Raw genomic sequence first — 24,770 nt, 5'->3', positions numbered from 1 at the left:
TTGATTTTAAAAATATATGCCTGTGAGGCATGGAATCGGAGGGAATAAAAAAGAGAAAGAGAAAAACCATACAACCGAGCTGTCGCTCGAAGAAATGAACTTCATTCGGTCCCTCCGGGACCACCTTCCTCTACGAGGCAAGGCCAAAGGCAATTCTTCCCCTGACGGGGACGCCCCATTGCGCTTAAAACCGTGTCCCTATATTTCCCACGAAAAAAAGACCACATCTCTGCGGTCTTTTTTTGCTTTTCTTTTTATTTTTCTTCTTCAGATGCTTCTGTTTCAGCTTCTGCGAAGGATTCCTGTGCTGCGCCATCGCCGAGAAGGGCTTTCATGCGGTCGAGTTCATCGATCGCTGCGAGGGCGAGTTCGAGGTCTTTTCTGATCTTGCCTACGTAGGATTTCATATTGCCTTCGGTCTGCATCATGTTGTGGATGAGGGTGCGGCGGTAGTCCTGCGCGTCTTTGATCTGCTTTTCGCTGTCGGCCTTGGCGTTGGCGACGAGGATATCTGCGTTTCTGCGCGCGTTCTTCTTCACGTTTTCAGCGGTGTCTTTGGCGAGCTGCAGGGTGGCAGTCATTGTTTCGGAGATCTTTTCATAATTGGCCAGTTTTGCTTTCATCTGGTCAAGTTTTTCTTCCATTTCGCGGTGTTCACGATAGATGCGTTCGTAGTCAGCGACAATCTGGTTCAGGAAATCATTGACTTCCTCTTCGCTGTAACCACGGACGGTGGCTTTCGTGAACTGCTTATTATGGATGTCCATTGGTGTAATCATAATTTGCCTCCTTGGGGGGAATTCTTTCCCCATTTTACTGTCTATCCGGCGTTTCGGCAAATTCTTTTTTGTCAAAGCGTGGAGATGGCATGAAAATTGCCCATCTATTTTGCTTTTTCCTTACAGAAATGGAAGTACTGTGCATTACTGTATTTATCGTCTTCCCAGGCGGCAGCGCATGAAAATTTTCCCGAAAAGCCATGCGGTCGCGGCTGTATAGATCATGCCGGGAGCGGCTGCGATGAGCATGACTTCGAGCCCCTTCCCAAGGAGGAAGTACATGAGGACGCGGGCAGCGGCGCTTCCCATGGGCCCGGAAATCACGTAGAATACGCGGCTGTCTCCAAGTGCCAGCCACACAAGGCCGACGACGACGCGGAATGTCATGGCGACGGCGACGTTCAGGATGGTCGCTGTCCCCATCGTCATGCTGAGGAGGGATGCAATAATCCCTGCGATCAGGTATTTCTTAAATCCAAAGACGCCGCAGATGGCGACGGCAATCGGGGCTGAGAGCTGGAACTCAGTCCCCGGGACAAGGCCCGGGATGCGGAAGACTCCGCTGACGGCTATGAGAACGGAAAGCATCGCTGTCTCACAGATATCCACGATCCATTGTCTCTCTCCTGTCACGGTCATAAGGTGCTCCTTTCGATGGCTAGGGCAGGGGGAAATGCGCTTTCATGACCGCAGCAGCGCGGTCCAGTTCTACTTTCGTGTGAGCCGCGGTCACGGTCAGGCGGATGCGGCTCGTCCCGGCAGGCACCGTCGGTGGACGGATGGCAGAGAGAAGGATGCCCTCCTCAATGCAGCGGGAGGCGTATGCGAGCGTCTTTTCCTCTTCGCCCAGTATGATGGGAATGATCGGAGTGTCACTTGGCTCTACGGGAATCCCCGCTTCTGCCAGCTTCTCCTTCATGTACCGGGTATTCTCCATCAAGCGTCCCACGAAGCGCTCCGGCTCGCGCTCCAGAAGACGTAAAGCTGCCAGCGCCGTCATCCCGGTCACGGCCGAGATGGACGTAGAGAAAATGAACGGCCTTGAAACGTTCCTCAGGTAATCACAGATTTCCCTTGTCGCAGCAGCATAGCCGCCCTCAGCGCCGAGCGCTTTGGACAGCGTCCCCACCTGGATATCTATGCCAGAGACGTGGAAATGCTCCGCAGAGCCCCTTCCGGTCTCACCGATCACGCCGACACCGTGCGCATCATCGACGATGAGGCAGGCATTGTATTTTTCCTTGAGGCGGATCAGGTCCGGGACCGGCGCGATGTCACCGTCCATCGAGAACACCCCGTCTGTCACGATGAAACGCTGCCCGCTCACAGGCGTATTTTTCAAGAGTTCTTCCAGAGCAGCCATATCCGAATGCGGATAAATGACCGTGCGGGCGCGGGAAATCCTGCATCCGTCGACAATGGAGGCGTGATTCAGTGCGTCCGAGAAAATGACATCGTCCTTGCCGCCGAGGGCATAGAGGACGCCCAGGTTCGTCATGTAGCCTGTATTGAAAATGACAGCATCTTCTGCATGCTTGAAAGAAGCGAGCTCCTTTTCCAGATCTGAGAGCTCAAAGACAGCGCCCGATGTCAGACGCGCACCGCCCGAGCCCGTGCCCCAGCGTACGGCATCCCTGGCCGCTTCCTGGACCTCCGGTTCATGCGTCATGCCAAGGTAATCATTCGAATTAAAGACAATGCACTCCGATCCATCCCGGCGGACACCTTTCGACGCCGTCACCATGCGAAGATCCTGCACCCTGCGGAAGCGCCCTTCTTCACGGATTTCATCCAGCGCTTTTCCCATATTTTCAAGTCTCATTTGATAACCTCACCAATACCGTCTGATTCTGCATATAGTCTTCATAAAGAGCGACATCTGTCCCGTGCTTCACGAAGAAAACGCGCCCGCCGACCGGATCGCCCTTGTCTTTCATCACCGTAATGCGGCCATAGCCGTGGAGCGGCGAACCGACGTAGCCCGTCACATAGTCCGGATCATCCGACCAGCAAAGCTCCGCCACCGTGCCGGGCCCATGCGCCACCTTCGATGCCAGGACGAGCGCTTCACGCGGATGATCGCCGCCAAGGCCCTTGCCGCGCATCTTTGCTTCATACTCGGCCGTGTCTGCGCTGTCCATATTGCTGCAGCGGACCCCGCGCTCTCCGCGGCCGTCGAGCCTTTCGCCCGTCTCCGCATCCATCACGATCGCTCCCCTCATGCTGTCTTCCAGTGCTTCCAGAGAAGCGATGCCACGCCTGGCCGCCAGAGGAGAAACGCCCGCGCGGATGAGTTCAGCCTCCGCCGCCCTGTGTCCCTCGCTCTTCTCGCTCGTGTCGATCTGGTAAAGCGGAAGCATCGGGCAGTACGAAACCGCCGCATCCGGCACCTCTTCCACTTTCACCTGAATGAAATCCGCGCATCCCCTCTCATGCTCCCTTGCCCGGCGCATCATGGAAATCACCGTCTCATCTACCAGATCCTCAGAAACAATCCGCTCCGCTCCAGAAATGTGGCGCCCGCCCTTGCCATGGGTCCCGCCCAGGCTCGAACGCATCTTCACACTGTACAACATTTACGGTCTCCTTTGTCAACTTGCATTGTTATTATTGTCAACCTTATGGGTAAAAAATATGCCGAAGCATCGCTCCGGTTCCATATATCCACTTTATTTCTTTCTATTATTTAATAGTAGCAGGACTCTTTTGTCAAGGTGTTTGAATGTGCGATATTAACAAAATAACTAAAACGCATGTGCAGGGATGCAAAAAAGACGCCATGTAAAAAGGACTTCCGCAGGCGTAGGAAGTCCTTTTTAAGGTGTGTTGCAGGCACCTTTGCTGTCCAGCCCTGGGGGAGGTTCTCCCGGCCGCGTCTCCGCCTTCGAGAAGGGAAGTGAAGCGAAGACCCCGCCCGGCAGATAGGGATGGACTTTATGGAATGCCCGTTAAATCCAGCGAGGATCGCCGCTGGGTTCATTGGACTCATTCCCTGTACCAGTTTTTCTATTTCAAGAAATGCGCTTTCGCCATTTCATCATGTCATCTTCCATCCGCTGCATAGAACAAGAGCTTCCATGACAGGTGCTCTCATTCTGCAGGAACCGTCCCCCGCGCGGCGCATCCCCCGATGCACGCCGCGGACGATTTGTGGATGTTCTCCTGCTGACTAACGAAACCCGCTGGCAGGAAACAGTCGGCATGTCTTTGCTTGACACGGCCCGCCCCCGCCGCTTTCCCCCGGGATAAGCAGCAAGGCCATGTTTTGACACTTCGTTGATACTAAGTATACATTTTCTTTACAAAAACAGTCAATATGATATACCTTACATTAATATTTGATTTAAATCTGCCCCTTTTTCATCATTTCCATGCAAGAATACGCATGTTAGAAATAAAATCTCCATTCTCAATAAAGTCAAAAATTTGAATTATTTTGTTTGACTTTATTCTGGATAAACGGTCGGAAAGTATACGGCTTTATCAAAATGACACGGCTTTTTAAATCTATTTTGAAATTATGTTTTAGAATAAAAACCAGCATCCACGTTATAGTTTGAAAGATTTCCTTGATATTTCTAAATGCAGCATATTCTATATGCGTATTTATAAAAATAAGAGTACCGAACCATTTTTATAGAAATCTCAATTAGAATTAGACATTTCGCGTAAAGTCTATGTATCTTAGGCTCGTCTTTACCGGGCTTCATCAAAAAATCAGGCCAAAGTCCCCATTTTCATTTAGGTGAATACCATCGACTAAAACTCATGTATATCCTGCAACCTATGAAACGAGAGGGATTGATAGAAGAAATCACGGACCTATGAAAAAAGCAAACGATATTGGGAATGGGAGGGGAAGATGGAGGAAACTGCATTCTTTTAGACTCGCCTTCCCAGACGGGGACGGCCTCCACCGCTAGTGCCGCTTCCTGAATCTTCCTCATTTCCCACGCAAAAAGCCCCCTTATTCAGGAGGCTTTTCTCTTTACTATCAAATCCCAGCTTTCGCAGCGAGCTTTGCGATGATCTGCTGCTGTTTTTCGTTGATTTCCTTCTGTTCTTTGAGCATGGTTTCGAGCTGGCCGATCCTCTGATCCTGAGAGGCCAGTTCCTTGTCCTGTTCAGCGACGTGTTTTTTGAGGCTTGTCAGTTCTTTGGCTGCTTCACGTGGGTAGACCTTCTTTACATTTCCTCTTTCACCGACTTTGAAGGAAGCGCCGATGGTGACCATGTTGTCGTTGTAGCCTACGGTCGTACCGAGGGAAAGGAGTGTATCGTCATTTGGATGGTAGAAAGCGCCGAGGGCAAGAGCCTGCTGGTCTTTGTAGGAACCGCCGGAAACGGCGACATTCCACTTGCTGTCCGGATCGAAGTCGACCGGGTGGAGGCCTGCCAGAGCGGCTGCTCCTGCACCTACCTTGCGGACTTCCCTGTTCAGACTCCGGATGTCCTGCGCATTCTGCGCGATATTCGTCGTATTGATAGCAATGTTGTTTTTATTGGTGTCGATCTGATCGAGGACGTCTTTCTTGACGGCTACCTGATGGCTTCCGTCTGCCTGATCGGTGATGATGATGCCATTGCCTTCCGTATAGGTCGCATACGTGCGGAGATTCTTGAGCTGGGCAACGTTGACGGCATCAGTATCCTTCTCACCGGCTGCTACATAAGTGAGCTGACGGGTGCCTCTTCTCGCCGAGCCGATGGAAGCCGCGCCAAGGACGCCCTGCCACGTCTCACTTGTTTCCGTAGAATTTGTTCCAGTGACGGGATCATAACCAATGGAAGAGCCGCCTTCCCTGTCAGCTTTGCTGTAGCTTCCGATGGCAACGCCGCTTTCAACGGAAGCATTAGCAGCCCGTCCCAAAGCCGTGGAGTCTGCGCCGCTTGCTTCGCTGACTGCGCCCAGAGCGGTGGCACAATAGCCAGAGGTAGAGGCATAAGGTCCGACAGAAGAAGTAAAGGAAGCATCCGTTTTAGATGCATAGCCGATAGCAATGGAATGATCTCCTTTTGCCGAAGAATGGATATTGGTCGCCAGGGAATCGATGCCGGATGCACTGGCACCATTACCGATGGCAATAGCGCCGCGTCCTGATGCATTGGCCGAATTACCAAGGGCTGTCGCCCAGCTGACTGCGCTGCTTCCATCACCAAAAGCAGAACCATTCTGGCCCGTTACAGATGCGCCGGAACCTACAACCGTCGAATACGAAGAAATCGTGCTGGCTCCGTTTCCGATGACAGTGCTGTTCGCGCCCGGAGCCCTGGCATTCGTGCCGATGGCAATGGCATTCGATCCATCCGCCGTCGCCGTTCCCGCAGAAATAACGATACTGCCCGATCCTTTCCCTGCTGTCACAGCCGGATCAGCCGCCATGGACACAGCCGCTGTAGAAAAAAGAAGAGCTGCGACAACAGCCGTCTTTAAAAGGAGACCCGGCTTTTTGGCCGGTCTCTTTTCGGAAACCTGATTCGTTCTCCAGTTCATCATATTTAATTTTCCCCCGAAAAATAAATGCGGTCTTGCCTTCCCCCGAAGGACGCCGCTGCCTGCAAAAGACGAAAACACGGCAGCCTTTCCTGCCGCCTACATCAATCTTCTGCCGCTTTGGCAGAAGTATATGCTTGTTTTCGATTTCTTATAATAATTATAGTTTTAGAACATTCGAAACAGAAATACATGTATACTATAGGTTTTCTGCCCGGATTTGATAAGTTTTTGGAAATGGTAAATAGATAAATACCACGCAAAAAAGCCTCCCGCGCACTTGGGAGGCCTTTCTGCTTTTCCTTTGTTCAGAGTCAGGCTTTTTTATTGTTATACGCCGACTTTTGCGACGAGTTTTTCGATGAGTTTCTGCTGCTGTTCGTTGATTTCCTTCTGCTGCTGGTAGTCTGCTTTCAGTTCAGCGACCTGTTTCTTCAGCTCGGTGATTTCCTTGGCAGCTTCAGACGGATTGATCTTTTCAATATTTCCCTTGCTTCCCAGTTTGAAGGAGGCACCTACGGTGACCATGTTGTCGTTGTTGCCAAGCGTGCTTCCTACGGAGAGGAGGGTGTCATCGTTCGGATGGTAGAAGGCACCGAGGGCGAGGGCCTGCTGGTCTTTGTAGGAACCGCCGGAAACGGCGACATTCCACTTGCTGTCCGGATCGAAGTCGACCGGATGGAGGCCTGCCAGAGCGGCGGCACCTGCACCGACCTGACGAACTTCATGGCCTAAGCGGCTGATGTTCTGTCTGTTGGTTTCAATGTTAGCCGCATTCGTTGCGATGTTGCTTCTGTTCGTCTCGATGTTGGCAGCGTTCGTTGCAATATTGTTTTTGTTCGTTTCAATATTGGATGCGTTCTTGTCGATATTATCCTTGTTTGTTTCGATGTCTTTCGTGTTCTTGTCGATGCTGTCTTTGTTCGTCGCAATGTCTTTCGTATTCTTGTCGATATTGCCCTTGTTCGTTGCAATGTCAGACGTGTTTTTATTGATCTGATCCATGGTGCCTTTGGCAATCGAGATCTTATGACTGCCGTCGGCGTTATCCGTGATAGTGACGCCGTCGCCTTCGCTGTAAGTGGAATAGGTGCGAAGGCTCTTGAGCTGGGCTACGTTGACAGCATCCGTATCCTGCGTGCCGGCAGCAAGACCCGTAATCTGACGGGTGACGTATGCATCGCCTACGGATACAGCGCCGCGTCCGCTTTTCCATGCTGCGGTGGATTTCGTGGAAGCGCTTCCTGTTGCTGCATCATAACCTATTGCTCCAGCTTCTGTACTTGCCGTACTGCCGGCTCCGATGGCAACGCCGCCAATGACCGTAGCGTGGGAAGCACGGCCGATTGCTGTGCTATCCTGAGCCAGTGCCGCTGAAGAAGTGCCAAACGCAGAGGATCCTCCTTCTGCTGCCTGCGCGCTCTCGCCATACGCTGAGGAACTCATGCCGGCTGCCTTTGCATTGTAACCATACGCAGCGGAAGAAGCCCCGGTTGCCTGTGCATTGTAACCATACGCGGCAGATCCCCCTCCTGTTGCCTGAGACATGAATCCGGTGGCCTGCGAATAGCCGCCTGTTGCACTTGCCTGATAGCCGACTGCTGTAGCGAATGAACCGGAAGCCGTCGATTCCTGGCCTACTGCGACCGTCATGGAGTTTCCTGCATGCGCCTTGTATCCGGCTGCGACAGAACCTGAATATTCTGCGTTGGCCTGATAGCCGATAGCCGTTGCATTGGTGGAAGCTGTTGTCGATTCAGCGCCGATGGCCGTCGTCCCCTGCCAGGTGGCAGCTGCCTTATTGCCGACAGCCGTGCCGTTCTCGGATGTTGTCGTATTCGCACCGAAAGCCGTCGCATTCGATCCGTCGCCGTGCTCGGTGCTGTCGACAGCTCCTTCGCCAACGACGGTAACATTACCCACGCCGCTCGGTGTCGTCACGTTGTTTCCGATGCTGATGCTGCTGTCCCCATTGCCGCTTGTCACAGCCGGAGCCGCAGATGCGAAAGACGGCGCAGAGAAAAGTACCCCTGCCGCCAGAGCCGCTGTGACAGCAGCCTTTAAAAGGAGACCCGGTTTCTTTGCCTGTCTCTTTGCTGAAATCTGACTGAATTTCCAATTTGCCATATTCTTTTTCCCCCGTAAAAAAATACCTTCATGCAACGCCTTCCCCCGAAGGCATCGCAGAGCTGAAACTTCTGAAAATGCCAGGCCACGGGCTTCCTTTTCCCCGGCCGCCTGCTGCGGCCTCCCGGACTTCCTTTTAGGAAACATATATGCATTTTCAAAATTGTATGCCTAAATTATAATTTTAATTAATTCGAAATAGAAATATTCTTATACAATAAGAATTTGTTTAAATTGTATAAGTTCGATTTGGATAGAGGAAATTAGAAGAATATGGGACGCATCTGGATGGAAATCCCCCATTTCCCCACGCAAAAAGGACTTCCGTAGGCGTTGGAAGTCCTTTTTTGAAGTGCTGTGGGCGCTTCTGTCCATCCGTAAACTGCCTTGCCGTGTATGGAAGGAAGACGGCGACGGGCTGGTTTTGGGAAGGTGCGGATGGAATATATGGAAGGTCCGGAGGGTCGTGTGGAGATAGACATGGAAGATTTTGACTCCGGACTCTTTCCCTGTTTTACTGACCGAGCTGTTTTGCCATATTCTCGATCATGGCCTGCTGTTTTTCAAGCATAGCCTCGAGTTTTTCAATCTTTTCATCCTGGGATATGATCTTCGCATCCTGAGCGGCCAGTTTTTCGCTCTGGGCTGCGACGGTCTTGTTCAGGCTGTCGATGGTCTTTGCCATGATTTTCCTGGATGTCGGATAGGTGTTCTTGCCCTGTCCTACATGGAAGGAAATGCCTGCGTTCAGCATGTTCTCGCCATTGCCGAAGCCGGCTCCGACGCTGAACATGATATCTTCATTCGGACGGTAGAAGGCGCCGATGGCTGCGGCGTTGGCGTCATGGTAGTGGCCTACGCCGGCTGCAAAATTCCATTTATCATCCGGATCATAATCGATAGGATGGAGTGCGGCAAGTGCGGCTGCATTCGCGCCGGCCTTGTTGATGCGGTGGCCAAGGCTGCCGATGCGGTTGTCCATCTGAGCAATACGGCTGTCATTATCGCTGACCATGTTCTTCACTTCATAGAGCTGGCCGCCGTTGACGGCATCCGTCGAGCCTTCTGCCACGGTGCCATTGGCTACGTTGGTGATCTTCTTACTTCCTGCATCGATGCCGCTCGTCGTCATGGACGGACCGTTCTTGATGGTGACGCTATTGACAGTGATGTCATCTTTCAACGCCACTTTGACGGTATCGCCGGAAATAGAAGTTTCTGTATTGGTTCCATCTCCCAGAATGGAGAGGGTGCCGGTCGGGGAAATCGCTGCGGTATTTCCGTCATCAGCCGTGAAATTGGTCGCATCTGTTACGTTTCTGATGACGACAGCGTCACCGTTCAGAACGGTGGTATTTTCATCCGGAGTCACCGGAAGAATTGTCGATCCGCCTGCATTCGTGCCAGAAGACGTACCAGAGCCTTCTGAAGTGCCGGAGCTCGTCTCATCCGCTGCCAGTGTTGTGACTGCCAGTTTCGAGACAGCCAGTTTGGAAACCGGTGTCGTGCTGGTGGAACTGCTTGTGGAATCTGTCGTGGATTCTGTTGCTGCACTCGTCGTATCAGTCGTTCCCACGCTGGCCGATGTCTGGCCCGTCGGGGATACGCAGCCGGTAATGTTCGCGCTGATCGTATACGTGCCGTCAGCGGTCTTGATGACCTGGATGCCGTTGCCAGCCTTGATTTCGGTCTGGTTCTGGTTCGCATTCTGCTGCGCGAAGACGACTTTCTTCAGCTGTGCTACGTTGACGGCATCGGTATCCTGCGTGCCGGCAGCGACGCCTGTGATCTGACGAGTGATGCCGTTCGCTGCATCACCGACGGAAACAGCACCCCTCGTTGCTTTCCAGGTCGGAGTGGTATTCATGGAAACAAGATTTGTCAGCGGATCATAGCCTGCATAACCGGCCACTGTGTTTGCGACAGATTCCGAGCCGAAAGCTGCGCCGCCTGCGACAGTCGCATAAGAATTGTAACCGACAGCGACGATGTCATCACTCTTCATTTGCGTTGCATTGCTGTCTGCCGAACCGATGACGACAGCATGATCAGCACCTAAGAGGTACCTGTTGTCGCCGATGACCTGTGTCATTTTTGAAGAAATAACAGTATTAGCTGAACCTACGGAAGTGACATTCTGCACACCAGATGCTATATTTCTATAACCGCTCACGATATTATTGGAGCTTTGCGTGGTTGCTAAACCAAGGAGCGCATTGTTCGCGCCGGTCACCTGAGACAGGCTTGCATACTTTACATTGTTCGAATAGCCAGAAATCACTGATTTATCTGTATTCTCCAGCTTATTGACTGAGCCGGTCAATGTAACATACTGCACATTGGAAGCTGTATTTGTCTCGCCGGCGATCAGGTTGAATGAACTCTGCTTTTCTGTCGTCCCGGTGAGCGTATTATTGTTGCCGATGACCTGCGATAGGCTGGCATAACTTACACTGTTCGTATCGCCAAGGACCTGAGTGGCAGTTGCAATGTTGAAGGTATTTTCTGAGCCGACGGAGGAAACCTCCTGTGAATAGGAAACCGTATTCGTATCACCGAAAATCTGAGCCGTCGTTGTACCGGTAATGGTGTTTTCCGAACCGATAGCGGACACATGCTGTACATTGGAAGCCGTATTTCCTACGCCATCGAGCATATTGTACGCGCTCGCTGTATCTTCCGTGCCGGTCAGCACGTTCCTAACGCCAATCAGCTGGGACGAAGCTGTATAATTCGCACTGTTTGCACCGCCCAGGGCCAGCGTGGCACCGCCGGCTGTTTCAGTTGTGCCGTTGATGATGGCATCCTGCATCGCCTTTACAGAATCAAATTTCGTTGTTGAGTCCATCGAGTAGACACTGCCAACTGAATTCTGTACCTGGTTGCCGGATCCCATGACAATGGCGCCGTTGCTGTTATTGACGCGGTTTGCGACACCGACAATCGAGTTCGCCACTCCGGAATAGGTATCGCCCGCCCATGATTCATTGGAGTTCAATGTACCGACGACAGTCGCAAAGGCATTCTTGCTGCCGTTCGTAATGGTATCAATTCCGCCGCCAGCTTCATATGGGCTGGACTGCACGTTGTAGCTGCCATACGTCGTCGTGAACATGCCATTGGAATAAGAATTCGTGCCGACTGTCGTAGATGCGACGCCAAGCTGTTTAGCCGCTGCCGTTCCTGTATTCTGCACATTTCCAAGGAAACTGGATCCGGTCGTATCCCCGATGGCAACATCGCCCAGCGTATGCGCACCGATTTCAATCGATCCCGTTCTTGCATACGCATTGGTGCCGACAGCGATTCCTTCTGGCAGCGCTTCCTTAGCGGCGGTATTTGAATGAATATTCAAACCGGTCGGAAGTTTAAAAAATCCAAAATCTGTGTAAGTCGTATCTGCTTCATAGCCAAAAGACAAAACGGATTCCTGCGTGCCGCCGCCAATGAATACATGCGCGTCGTTTCCGACCGCGATGTTTGCCCCATCATTGCCAGGACTGATATCATAGGCCACTTTGGCCCCTTCACCCTGGACGATGTCATTGGTACTTGCAGCTTGCGCTGGAATCCATCCTCCGGCGCACAGAATAAGAGCAACAGCCATCGCTGCCCTCATTCCTGCCCGGCGTAAACAACTTCCCCCGTGGAAACAATGTCCCCCGGAAACACTAACTCTTGCGTCTTTCCCCGTTTTCATTTTTCTACCCCCGGTCTGCCCAATCAGGCAGATCACCTTCCGTCTTGGAATTTAGAATTTGAGCGGAGCCCCTGTCATACTAACTCTCCCTCTCGACGCAGCCCCCGCTGTGAAAAGTTAAACAACCATCCATCCCATCACGAGACTCCCCAGTCTCATGATCGAACTTGTCCTACATGCATTTAACCCCTTTCATGTCTATATTATATAGAACTCTATCGAATAAAGTCAATCATCTATGAGATATATCGATATTTTCTTTGATTTGGCCTTAAACTTATCGCTTTTGCTTATCGTTGACGATGTTAGAATTGATTGGCTGCATTCTCAATAGAATCAAAAATTCAATTTTGTATGTTTAACTTTTCTCAATTACGCCCCTCCAAAAGTATCTAATTTTCTCAATAAGGCACTATTTTCTTACTCCTGGAAAATATTATGTTTAATAACTTCGAATTTTAGATATTTTATAATTTCGATATATTTTGTCGAAATATAAATAGGGCATACCCTGCATGCCCCTCTCTGAGAAAAAGAGTACCAGAACTTTTTTGAAAAAATTTCCTCAACCAGACGATATTTCGCATAAAATCGCTGAATTTCTTCCGCTCCTGCCGCATATATGCTGCCATCGGCACATTCCGTACCTTTCGTTCGCTAAAACGTCATTGGTAAAAAAGTCATATATAAACGCCCATGCATGAAGAAATGAGTAATGTTGACCTTAAGAATCCCAATAGATTCAGGAAAAACGGTGTCTTAGAGGTGAACAGCGCTGCAATATCACTAAGCCCAGGTCAGGATTAAAAACCAAACAACCGGACTTCATCCGCCAGAGATGAACCCCTTTCCCGGCCATCCGGCCGGACCTTCCCCTGACAGGGGCGGCCTTCACCGCTATCGCCGCTTCCTAAATCCCCCCACGCAAAAAGGACTTCCTTAGGCGTCGGAAGTCCTTTTTGCGCTGAAGTGCTGTGGGCGCTTCTGTTCATCCGTATGCTTTACCGTAGTATTTGGAAGGATGATGGGTTTCAGCAAAGTCGGGAAGTGCGGATGAACTATATGGAAGGTCCGGAGGATTGAGTGGAGATAGATATGGAAGATTTGGCTCCGGACTCATTCCTCTGATTTACTGGCCGATTTTTTCAGCCATCTTGTCGATCATGGCCTGCTGTTTTTCGAGCATGGCCTCGAGTTTTTCGATCTTTTCATTCTGTGCTGCGACGGTCTTGTTCAGGTTATCAATGGTCTTTGCCATGGCTTTCCTGGAGGTCGGGTAGCTGTTCTTTCCCTGTCCTACATGGAAGGGAATGCCTGCGTTCAGCATGTTCTCTCCGTTGCCGAAGCCTGCGCCGATGCTGAGCATGACGTCTTCGTTCGGGCGGTAGAAGGCTCCGACGGCTGCGGCGTTGGCGTCATGGTAGTGGCCTACGCCGGCCGCAAAGTTCCATTTGTCGTCCGGATCGAAGTCGAGCGGATGGAGAGCGGCGAGCGCTGCTGCATTGGCGCCTGCCTTATTGATGCGGCTGTCGAGTTTGCCGATGCGGTTATCAATCTGGGTCAGATGATTTCCCTGATTGCTGATATCATTCTTGACGGCATAGAGCTGGGAGCCGTTGACAGCGTCTGTGGAAGATTCGGACACTTCGCCATTGGCAACGTTCTTGACGACTTTGCTGCCGGCATCGATGCCTGTACTTGTCATGGACGGCCCGTTCTGGATAGTGACGCCCGTCGTATCAATCTTCGTATTTCCAGTCGTAACGCTTGTTACGGAAATATCATCTTTCAGAGCGACGCTTAAGGTCGTTCCGGAAACTGTGGTAGTTGTATTCTTGCTGTCCCCTAAGATGGAGAGTGTGCCGTTCGGGGAAACTGCTGCTGTGTTTCCGTCGTCGGCCGTGAAGTTGGTGGCTTCTGTTTCGTTCTGGATAACGATGACATCGCCGTTCTGGACACCTGCTTCATTATCGGGAGTCGTCGGAAGGACCGTCGTGCCAAAGTTTCTGCTATTGGTGTTCCGAGTCCCTGCTGCAGATGTACTGCTCGTGGTCAGGGCCATTCTGGAAACAGGAGATGCTGTACCTGAGCCAGTCCCTTCTGTGCTTTCACTTGTGGAAGCCGCGGCTGCTGTTCCCACGCTGGTCGTTGTCTGGCCCGTCGTGGAGGCACTGCCTGTAATGTTTGCGCTGATGGTATAGACGCCATCAGCTGTCTTGATGACCTGGATGCCGTTGCCTGCCTTGATTTCTGTCTAGTTCGCATTCTGCTGCGCGAAGACGACTTTCTTCAGCTGTGCTACGTTGACGGCATCGGTATCCTGCGTGCCGGCAGCGACGCCAGTGATCTGACGGGTGATGCCGTTCGCTGCATCGCCGACGGAAACAGCACTCCTCGTTGCTTTCCAGGTCGGAGTGGTGTTCATGGAAACGAGATTTGTCAGCGGATCATAGCCTGCGTAACCGGCCACTGTGTTTGCGACAGATTCCGAGCCGAAGGCTGCACCGCCTGCGACGGTCGCATAGGAATTGTAACCGACAGCGACGATATCATCGCTTGTCATATGCACTTCATTGCTGTCTGCCGATCCGATGACGACGGAACGATCAGCGCCGGAGAGATAACGGTTATCGCCGATCAGCTGAGTCGCTGTCGAATTGTAAACTGTATTCAGTGAACCGATGGCAGAAACATGCTGGATATTGACGGCTGTATTTTTGTAGCCGTTCAGGACGTTATTGGCACTCTGCTTAGTGGCAAGTCCCAGGAGTATATTATTTGCGCCGCTTACCTGAGAGAAGTCCGCATTCGTTACGCGGTTCGAGTAACCGGAAACCTGCGACATACTTGTATTAGAAGCCGTGTTTATCGTGCCAAGCACTGTCGTATACAGCACATTGGAAGCTGTATTTGTCCCGCCGGCGATCAGATTGAATGCGCTCTGCTTTTCTGCTGACCCGGAGACCTTATTATTGTTGCCGATCACCTGGGATAAGTTCGTAAGACTGACGCTGTTCGTATCACCAAGGATCTGCGTCGACAGAGTCGTATTGACGGTATTGCCAGAACCGATAGCAGAAACATGCTGCACGCTCGTCGCTGTATTTTCCGCGCCGCTTACGATATTGTAAGTGCTCGTCGTTTCTTCGGTGCCGGAAAGCGTATTCTTCACGCCTGTCACCAGGGATGTATTTGTATAACTGTTCTTGTTATCATCCCCGAAAACCTGCGCAGCGCTTGCATTGGTGACAATATTCCCGGAACCGATGGCAGAAGCATGCTGCACATTCGTTACCGTATTTCCAGAGCCGATGGCAGAGACATGCTGCACAGCAGAGGCCGTATTTCCCACGCCGGCCAGGATATTGGATGCGCTTGGCGTTCCTGATGTCCCGGTGATGGTATTCTTAGCACCTGCCACCAGAGAGGAATTGACATAAGAAGCGCTGTTCGTATCGCCGATCATGACATCGCCGGTAACGTTCTCCACATTGGCATTATCTCCCATCACAATGGTCTTGGTTACATAGCTTCCCTTGTTTGCCGTTCCGATGACCGTCGTATTGTCTGCTCTCGTGAAACTATTGTTGTACCCGTCGATCATGACATACTTGTCACCGCTAAAGAAATCGACTTTGCCTTTCAGTTCATTCCCCGTACCAAGAATCTGGGCAAACGACACGCTGTCGACCTTGTTCCCATTGCCGATGGCCATGACAGCGCCGCCTGGATTTTCCTTGGTTCCTGCGATGATCGCATCCTGCATAGCTTTGGGAGATTCAAGCGGCTTACTCAGAATATTCGTTACCGCAGTTGCTCCCCATGTATTTTTCACCTCATTGCCCGTACCGATGGCAATGGAACCGCTGCTGTTATTGACACGGTTTCCTGTCCCGATGATGGAGTTTTCAGCGCCGGAATGAGGGAAGGCAGTAATCGATTCATTGGAGTTCAAGGAACCGACGACAGTGCCAAACGCATTCTTATATCCATTAAAAATGGTATCGATCTCATGGAGTTCCTGGTACTGGCTAGACTGCACATTGTAGCTGCCATATGTCGTCGTGAACATGCCGTTTGCATATGAATTCGTGCCGACCGTCGTCGAAGCCACGCCTAGCTGCCTGCCGGCTGCAGGGCGGAAGCCGTACGTGCTGAAATCCGATCCCTTCGTATCCCCGATCTCCACATCTGCTCCCAGATTATGCGCGCCGATTTCAATCGATCCTGTTCTTGCGAAAGAATTCGTGCCGATGGCAATTCCTTCCGGCAGATTTTCCTTTGCTTCCGTGTTGTCAGCTATGGTGTAACCAAATCTGTCATCATCTTTGCCTTTCACCGCTTCATATCCGAAGGAAAGGAGTGCATCTTCCGTTCCTGCGTCCAGATGGATCTTCGCATTATTACCAATGGCGATACTCATGCCCTTCGGGCGGATATTATACGGATCCATGCCATAATAGATAAATGTCCCGTTGCCTTGAAGGATATCATTGGCCGGTGCGGCCTCTGCCATATTCCATCCTCCGGCACACAAAATGAGAGCAACCGCCAGAGCTGCTCTCATTCCTGCCCGGCGCAAACGGCTTCCCCCGTGAAAATACCTGCATCCCCCGGATGCACTAACCTTTGCGTCCTTCCCCGTCTTCATTTTTCTACCCCCGGTCCGCCCAATCAGGCGAGATACCTTCCTTTCTGGAAACTTAGAATTTGAGCGGCATCTTCAATGACTCTCCTTTTCGACGCAGCCCCCGCTGTTGAAAATCAAACGATGATTCATCCCCATTGCGAGGCTCCCCAGCCTCACAATTCGATACGTTTACTATGCTTCAAATCCTTTCCTTGCATTTAGTATATATTTTTCGGCAAAATAAGTCAATAGAGTATACTTTATATCTATATTTTCTTCGATATGCTTTAAAACTTATCAATTATGCTTATTGATGATGATTTTATAATTTATAAGCATGGTTTGAAATAAAATCAAAAAATCATTTCCTGGCGTTTAACTTTTCTCAATACCACCGTCCAAAATCATCTATTTTTCTCAATAAGACGGGTGTTTTATTACTCAGCGAAAAAATTATGTTTGATAACTGCAGACTTTAGACATTTTAGAATTCGGATAGACTTGGATAAATCATAAATGCAGCATAGCCCCCATCGTGCCTTTTCAGAAAAAGAGTACCGAAACTTTTTTCAAAAAAATCAGCCGTTTTTAAGACGTTTCGCGTAAAATCAATGAATATACTACGTATTTATCGAGTATATTTCGTCTTTTTTGCCTCCTTCTTCTTTATTCCGGTAAAAGGGCAAAAGTAAAAAAGTCATGCATAAATGAATATGCATGAGTAAATGAGGAAGGAGGATTATTCAAGGGCGTTAATCCCCCTTCCCGAATGAAGAAACCAAGCCAGCCGAAAGAGGTGCATTCTCTAAAAAGACGAAGCATCATCGCACATCTTTCCCATCTTCCCCCATTCCCCCACGCAAAAAGGACTTCTCTGACGATAGAAGTCCTTTTTTGCCCGAAGGACAGGTGAGCCTTCGTGCCCGTCATGCAGCCATCCGACTGGTATGGGAAGGGGTCGGAGTGGATGAATTGGGAAGGTCATGACGGACTATATGGAATGCCCGGTGAGAGGGGAAGGTTGGAGTTTGTATAAGTGCCCTCTCAGCGAAGCGGATTCCCTTGCGGGATCAGCGGGAGACTTTCTCGGAAAGTTCCTGGATGAGGGTCTGCTGTTTTTCAAGCATGGCCTCGAGTTTTTCGATTCTGCGGTCCTGCGCTGTGATTTTCTCGTCCTGGGCAGCGAGTTTCTCATCCTGCTCAGCAAGTCTTACATTCTGCGCGGCGACTTCTTTCTTCGGGCTGGTAATTTCCTTAGCGGCCTGAAATGGATTGATCTTTCTGATATTTCCTTTGCTTCCTACTTTGAAGGAGGCGCCGACGGTAACCATGTTGTCGTTGTAACCTACGGTCGTTCCCAAGGAGAGGAGCGTGTCGTCATTTGGATGATAGAAAGCGCCGAGGGCGAGGGCCTGCTGGTCTTTGTAGGAACCACCGGAGACGGCGACGTTCCACTTGCTGTCCGGATCATAGTCGACCGGATGGAGGCCCGCCAGAGCGGCTGCACCTGCGCCGACTTCGTTGACGCGGTGATCGAGGTCGCCCACGCGGTTGTCGAGCTGGGTCAGGTGGGTCGTGTTATTGGTAATGCTGCCCTTGAGTTCATGAATCTGCGAGCCGTTGACGGCGTCCGTGGACGATGCGGAAATCTCTCCAGGTGCGACGTTTGTCACTTTCCTGCCGCCTGCATTGATGCCGCCTGCTGTCATGGACGGGCCGCCTTTTATGGTGACGCCATCGTTATTGATGGTAGTGTTTCCTGCTTTGACGCTGTCGACGGTGATGTCTTTCTTGAGCGTTACTTTCAGCGAATCGCCGGAAATACTGGTTTCCGTATTCGTGCTGTCCCCAAGAATCGAGAGTGTGCCCTTCGGGGAAATCGATGCGCTGTTCCCGTCGTCTGCCTTGAAATTAGTCGGGTCCGTAACGTTCTTGATCACGACGACTTCACCATTCTCGACGCTCGTATTGCTGTCCGGGGTAATTGGAAGAATCGTCGTTCCGCCGGAATTGGCACTCGACGTTCCTGTATTTCCTGTACCTGCAGTGCCTGCTGTGTCTTGAGCAGCCAGGTTGGAATGCGTCGTGACTGCTGTTTTCGTATTCGTGCCTGCGGCAGTCGTATTTCCTACGCTGGCAGATGTATGGCCCGTCTCAGATGTGGTACCGGTGATATTCGCGCTGATGGTGTACGTGCCGTCAGATGTCTTGATGACCTGGATGCCGTTCCCTGCCTTGATATTTGGCTGCGTCGCATTCTGCTGGGCGAAGACGACCTTCTTCAGCTGTGCCACGTTGACGGCATCGGTATCCTGCGTGCCGGCTGCCACGCCCGTGATCTGACGGGTGATGCCTTTGGAAACGTCGCCGACGGAAACGGCGCCCCTTGTCGATTTCCAGGCCGGGGATGTATTCAGGGAAAGAAGATTTGTCAGCGGATCATAGCCTGCATAACCAGCTGCCGTACCTGCTACGGAGCCCGAACCGAAGGCTGCACCGCCTGCAACGGTCGCATAGGAATTGTAACCGATGGCGACGATATCATCGCTTGTCATCTGCGTCGCATTGCTGTCTGCCGACCCGATGACGACGGAACGGTCAGCGCCGGTAAGATACCTGTTGTCACCGATGACCTGTGACATTGTTGCATTATAGACCTTATTAGACGAACCAATTTCGGAAACCTTCTGCACATTGATGGCTGAATTACCATAACCGATCTGGATATCGTTTGTGTTTTGTGCCATGCCAGCCGTGTTGGACAAAACATTATTCGCACCGATCATCTGCGACAAATCCGTATTCGATGCACTGTTTGTGTCGCCAAAGACCTGCACTCTGCTGGTATTGGTGATGGTATTTCCGGTGCCTGCCGCCAGGAGATGCTGCGCACTGGAAGCTTTATTTCTTGAACCGATAAGCTGGTTGTATGCTCCCTTCACATCTGCCGTGCCGGTCAGTGTATTGTCTGAGCCAATCATCTGTGAATAGACTTGATAACTATTGCTGTTCGTATCGCCGAAAATCTGAGCCGTTGCCGTATTGTTGACGGTATTCCCCGACCCGATGGCAGAAACATGCTGCACGGCGGATGCTGTATTTCCTTCACCGGTCAAGATGTTGGATGCGCTTGGTTTACCAGCCTCCCCGGTGATGGTATTCTTAGCGCCTGCCACCAGAGAGGAATTGACATAAGAAGCGCTGTTTGTATCGCCGATCATGACATCGCCGGTAACGTTTGTCACGTTGGCATTATCTCCCAATACGATGGTCTTGGTTACATAGCTTCCCTTGCTGCCCGTTCCGATGACCGTCGTATTGTTTGCTCTCGTGAAACTATTGTTGTATCCGTCGATCATGACATACTTGTCGCCATCAAAGAGGCCGTTTACGCCTTTAAGCTCATTCCCCGTACCAAGGATCTGGCAAAGGACACGCTGTCGACCTTGTTCCCATTGCCGATGGCCATGACAGCGCCGCCCGGGTATTTCCTGGCTCCGTCAATGATTGCATCCTGCATGGCTTTGGGAGAATCAAGCGGCTGACTCAGAATCATCGTTGCCGAAGTGACTCCCCATGTATTTTTCACCTCATTGCCCGTGCCGATGGTAATGGTTCCGCTGCTGTTATTGACACGGTTTCCCGTCCCGATGATGGAGTTTTCCGCGCCGGAATGAGGAAAGGCAGCCATCGATTCATTGGAGTTCAAGGAACCGACGACAGTGCCAAACGCATTCTTATATCCATCAAAAATGGTATCAATCATATGGAGTTCCTGATACTAGCTCGACTGCACATTGTAGCTGCCATAGGTCGTCGTGAACATGCCGTTTGCATACGAATTCGTGCCAACCGTCGTCGAGGCCACGCCTAGCTGCCTGCCGGCTGCAGGACTGAAGCCGTACGTGCTGAATTCCGATCCCTTTGTATCCCCGATCTCCACATCCGCTCCCAGATTATGCGCGCCGATTTCAATCGATCCTGCCCTTGCGAAAGAATTCGTGCCGATGGCAATTCCTTCCGGAAGATTTTCCTTCGCTTCCGTGTTGTCAGCTATGGTGTAACCAAATCTGTCATCATCTTTGCCTCTCTCCTTGCCATATCCGAAGGAAAGGAGTGCCTCCTCCGTTCGTGTGCCCAGATCGATCTTCGCATTATTTCCAATGGCGATACTCATGCCCTTCGGGCGGGTATCCGGATCCATGCCATAATAGATAAATGCCCCCTGGCCTTGGACGATATCATTGGCCGGTGCAGCCTGCGCAGGCAGCGCCGCACTCGTACAAAGCAAAAAGGCGCAGACAGAAGCAAGGAAAAGGCGTACCTTTTTCCCTTGACATCTGCTGCGTCCCGAAAAACGTGCATTAAAACTACTCTTCGAAATCATAATACATCCCCCCGGCGGTCCACAAACGATACCTTTCCAAATTAAGCAGCCGCCATGGACCCTTTCCCCCGAAAGAGTCCTTTCAAGGCGTACTGCCGGATCGGGGCGCCGCGTTTGCCAGTGATAAGCTCCATGAGCCGCCTGAAATTCCCTGGTTCCAGACCGGCCCATTCGTTGATAGAGAATTCCCCTCAAACGCGCGCTTCAAATCTCCCATTCTTGTCTTAAATATATAGTAATTACGATATTAAGAGGAATACGAGTCAGGGATAAGAGGTCGGCACTTTTGTTATAGGTATCAAGGAAATCAGGGCAAACTGTATGCCCTATTCTATTTCGTTATATGCTGCTCATCGTTCTGCGATTGGATTAGGCACTTTTTGTGAAAAATAACCCGGTCTCATGAGAAACACTCAATAGCAGGTGCACTCTTCTTTTAAGAACATATAGAAAACTTCATGGACACATTCGCCCCGCTGTACGTGTATCTTATGTGATTCCTCGATGGAGTGATAAAGGAAATAGATAAGATAAAAGAGGATATAAAGGAAATGGATGGGATTCGTGCATTGAAACATCAGACAACCAGCCTGCGGCTGAAGAAATCAATCCTATCCGACCCTTTTAGAAAATGTACCTTTAAAAACCACAAAACCAGCCTACGGCTGAGGAAATGCAACTCATCCGCCCGACATCAGAATTTGAGGTCGGGCACCTTCCCTTCCAGGGCAAGGTCAAGTTCAAAACCATACTACCTCGCTGCGCTCGTAGAACTGCACCCCTTTCACCAGCATCAGTATAAGGATAGGCTGGATCCACCCCGCTGGGGCAGGTCAAAACCTTCCGCTGCGATGCTGATGGATATTATCGAACGTGCCTCCCCTTCCCACGCAAAAAGGACTTCCTTGACGAGAGAAGTCCTTTTCACTCGAATAGGCCTGAATAGCAGGTTCTGCCTTTCGACTGTCCGTCATGCGGCCATCCGACTAGTATGGGAAGGGGGTCGGACCGGTCTTTAATTGGGAAGGTCATGACGAACTATATGGAATGCCCGATGAGAGGGGAAGGTTGGAGTTTGGAGATAGATGTGCCCCCTCATGCGATGCTGATTCCCGTATGGGATGAATGGGAAATTTCCTTAGAAAGTTCCCGGTACATGCTGGCAGCCGGTCAGCCTGGGCTGGCGCTCTGCCGTTAAAAACAAAAATCGCAGTCAAACGCGGGGAAGAAGACGGACTTCCTTGCCTGGCGTTCGCTGCGAAAAAAGGTGCTTTGAAAACTTTTCAAAATCGTAAGAGCCCCCCTGGCGGCTTGCGAGTATATCGCCGCAGTGGTTACGGTGATTCCCTTTCCCCCGAAAGAAAATTCACGTCCGTCCCCCGGACCACTGCTTGATCGGGATGCTGATGCAGGACCTTCGGCCGCTCCCTGGAAACTCCCCAGTCTCCTCGGATCTGCCCTGATGAAAGATCTTTACCAATTATCAGCGTATTTAAATCTCCCGTTCTTTGACTTCAATATATAATAAAAGCAAAATTATAAGAAATACTAATAAGAAATAAGAAGTTTATACTTTTATTATAGGTTGGATGAATCGTTCTAGCTCTTCCCGTTCTTATGCATTCCTGCGATAGGTCTCCTCTTTTCAGCTGTAAAAATACACTTGTTTCTCCAAAAATCAGATACTAATTCCCTGTTTTCCCTAAAGACAGACACTCGTTTTGCGGTCTTCTTTCAGCAGATTATAGAAATATTCGTGAATGAGTCCGTTATTTCATATGCGTATCTTATGATCTTTCCTCACTTACTTATAACAGAATCTGATTAGTAACATCAATTTCATGGATATCAGAAGTATCAGAACTCCAACGAAAAAGACCCCCTGTCCGGGAGCCTTCTTCTCTTTGCATATGGTCCATCCTTTACGTGTAAGCTGAGGGGCGGCGTATGGCAACGCCTTTGGATGTCCATATTATGGAAAGCCCAAGAGAAGGGAAATCTGGAAAAATCTTCCTCTCAGGCGTTTTCCCTTATTCCGTCACTCCGGTCTTTGCCATGAGTTTCTGAATCAGGATTTCCTGTCTGGCGAGCTGTTTCTGCTGTGCGGCGAGTGTTTCGCTCTGTTCCTTATTTTCCGCTTTGAGTTCAGCGACTTCTTTCTTCAGGCTGGTGATTTCCTTAGCAGCCTGAGACGGGTTGATCTTTTCGATATTTCCCTTGCTTCCCAGTTTGAAGGAGGCGCCCACGGTGACCATGTTGTCATCGTTGCCGAGTGTGCTTCCTACGGAGAAGAGGGTATCGTCGTTTGGATGATAGAATGCGCCGAGAGCAAGGGCCTGCTGGTCTTTGTAGGAACCGCCGGAAACGGCCACATTCCACTTGCTGTCCGGATCGAAGTCGACCGGATGGAGACCGGCCAGAGCGGCTGCGCCTGCGCCGACCTGACGGACTTCCCTGTTCAGGCCGCGGATGTCGCGGGCATTCTGTGCGATATTGTCCTTATTGACTGAAATATCAGCGGCATTCTTGCTGATATTGTCTTTGTTCGTCGCAATGTCTTTCGTGTTCTTATCGATGCTGTCCTTGTTCGAAGCGATGTCCTTCGTGTTCTTGTCGATATTGTCCTTGTTTGCAGCGATGTCTTTCGTATTCTTGTCGATGCTGTCCTTGTTCGAAGCAATATCAGACGTATTTGTATTAATCTGATCCATGGTTCCTTTGGCAACCGAGATCTGATGGCTGCCATCGGAGTTATCCGTGATGGTGACACCGTCGCCTTCCTGATAGGTCGCGTACGTGCGGAGTTTCTTCAGTTGTGCCACGTTGACAGCATCCGTATCCTTCTCCCCTGCCGCCACATAAGTGATCTGACGGGTTTCGCCCGAATTACCCACGGACGCTGCCCCGTAAGTGCCCTTCCAGGTCATATTGCTGCTCGTAGAAGAAGCATTTGTGACCGGGTCATAGCCATTGGAAGAATTTCCTGCCCGGTCGGAAACACTGGCATAGCCGATAGCCACGCCCTGCTCCACATCGGCATGGGCCTGAGAGCCGAGAGCGGTAGAGCGGGCTCCCGACGCTTGGCTCAGAAGTCCGACAGCCGTTGTACGGGTGCTCGATGCGGCAGCCATGGATCCGACAGCGACGGCATGATCGTCCGTTGCGGAAGCCTTGTAGCCAATGGCGACGGCCTTTCTTCCGCTGGCCTCGCTCGTATCGCCGACAGCGACGGTCTGGTCATTGGAAGACTTGGAATCATTGCCGATCGCAATGGAATCCTGGCCATCCGCAGAGGCTGTCTCGGTTGCGATGACGATGCTGTTGACCCCGCTTCCTGCGGTAACAGATGGAGCGGCTGCCATGGCATAGGCCGATGTGGAAAGAAGAAGAGCTGCCAAAGCTGCAGCGGCGCCTTTCCGGAAATGCTGTTTTCTGGAACTGGTTTCTTTTGTCATGAAAAATCCCCCCGATTTTTGAATGGACTTTCTTCCCCCGAAGTAAAGCCTGAACAGAATGAAGGAAATTTCCGCCTTTCTGTTTATGGAAATTTCTCTATCTTGCTATCAGTATAAATTAAATAAGACCCCTAAGAGAAATAGTAAGAATCGATAGGGTTTTTCCTAACTTATATAAGTTTCAGGACAGCATTCCAT

At 50.8% G+C, this 24,770-nt stretch carries 13 protein-coding genes and 1 pseudogene; all 14 read right to left on the bottom strand.

All coding sequences use genetic code 11. From position 1 onward, the window contains the following. Positions 1–254: 254 nt before the first annotated feature. The 14 genes and pseudogenes from OIM03_01865 to OIM03_01800 all read right to left on the bottom strand — a co-directional run bounded on the left by OIM03_01865 (position 255) and on the right by OIM03_01800 (position 24,572). A complete protein-coding gene (locus OIM03_01865; protein HJI73019.1) occupies positions 255–779 on the bottom strand; it encodes a DivIVA domain-containing protein in 525 nt (174 codons plus the stop codon). A 153-nt stretch (positions 780–932) separates the two neighbouring features. Continuing rightward, positions 933–1,418: a hypothetical protein gene (locus tag OIM03_01860; GenBank protein HJI73018.1), complete on the bottom strand. Its 486-nt coding sequence runs from the start codon at positions 1,416–1,418 to the stop codon at positions 933–935. A gap of 19 nt (positions 1,419–1,437) precedes the next feature. Further along, the gene (gene bioF, locus OIM03_01855) at positions 1,438–2,601 is read right to left on the bottom strand and encodes an 8-amino-7-oxononanoate synthase (protein ID HJI73017.1); all 1,164 of its coding nucleotides are present in this window, start codon (positions 2,599–2,601) and stop codon (positions 1,438–1,440) included. After that, a complete protein-coding gene (locus OIM03_01850) occupies positions 2,591–3,355 on the bottom strand; it encodes a 6-carboxyhexanoate--CoA ligase (GenBank protein HJI73016.1) in 765 nt (254 codons plus the stop codon). The genes bioF and OIM03_01850 overlap by 11 nt, the downstream gene beginning before the upstream one ends. A gap of 1,418 nt (positions 3,356–4,773) precedes the next feature. Beyond that, complete coding sequence (locus tag OIM03_01845) at positions 4,774–6,276, bottom strand: YadA-like family protein (GenBank protein ID HJI73015.1); 1,503 nt, start codon at positions 6,274–6,276, stop codon at positions 4,774–4,776. A 327-nt stretch (positions 6,277–6,603) separates the two neighbouring features. Further along, positions 6,604–8,400 (bottom strand): YadA-like family protein, encoded by a 1,797-nt coding sequence (locus tag OIM03_01840; GenBank protein HJI73014.1) that lies wholly within the window; start codon positions 8,398–8,400, stop codon positions 6,604–6,606. 514 nt (positions 8,401–8,914) lie between these two features. Then, positions 8,915–12,007 carry a YadA-like family protein gene (locus OIM03_01835; GenBank protein HJI73013.1) on the bottom strand — a complete coding sequence of 1,031 codons (3,093 nt, stop codon included), beginning with the start codon at positions 12,005–12,007 and terminating at the stop codon, positions 8,915–8,917. A gap of 1,222 nt (positions 12,008–13,229) precedes the next feature. Continuing rightward, entirely contained in the window at positions 13,230–14,240 is a 1,011-nt protein-coding gene (locus OIM03_01830) for a YadA-like family protein (GenBank protein HJI73012.1), read from the bottom strand. A 114-nt stretch (positions 14,241–14,354) separates the two neighbouring features. After that, on the bottom strand, positions 14,355–16,616 hold the full coding sequence (locus OIM03_01825; protein HJI73011.1) for a hypothetical protein: 2,262 nt from the start codon (positions 16,614–16,616) through the stop codon (positions 14,355–14,357). Between the two features lie 1,184 nt (positions 16,617–17,800). Further along, positions 17,801–18,439, bottom strand: a complete 639-nt coding sequence (locus tag OIM03_01820) for a YadA-like family protein (GenBank protein HJI73010.1) — start codon at positions 18,437–18,439, stop codon at positions 17,801–17,803. Between the two features lie 528 nt (positions 18,440–18,967). Next, a pseudogene (locus tag OIM03_01815) lies at positions 18,968–19,222 on the bottom strand (S-layer protein). An 896-nt stretch (positions 19,223–20,118) separates the two neighbouring features. Further along, positions 20,119–20,496, bottom strand: coding sequence for a hypothetical protein (locus OIM03_01810; protein HJI73009.1), 378 nt, complete (start codon positions 20,494–20,496; stop codon positions 20,119–20,121). A 15-nt stretch (positions 20,497–20,511) separates the two neighbouring features. Then, complete coding sequence (locus tag OIM03_01805) at positions 20,512–21,021, bottom strand: hypothetical protein (GenBank protein HJI73008.1); 510 nt, start codon at positions 21,019–21,021, stop codon at positions 20,512–20,514. A 2,126-nt stretch (positions 21,022–23,147) separates the two neighbouring features. Further along, on the bottom strand, positions 23,148–24,572 hold the full coding sequence (locus OIM03_01800; protein ID HJI73007.1) for a YadA-like family protein: 1,425 nt from the start codon (positions 24,570–24,572) through the stop codon (positions 23,148–23,150). Between the last annotated feature and the right edge of the window lie 198 nt (positions 24,573–24,770).

It is taken from the genome of Veillonellaceae bacterium (genome assembly GCA_025992895.1).
Classification (GTDB): Bacteria; Bacillota; Negativicutes; order Veillonellales; family Dialisteraceae; genus Dialister.
Note: the sequence above shows the minus strand (reverse complement) of the source record. Positions and strands in the feature narration are given on the sequence as shown.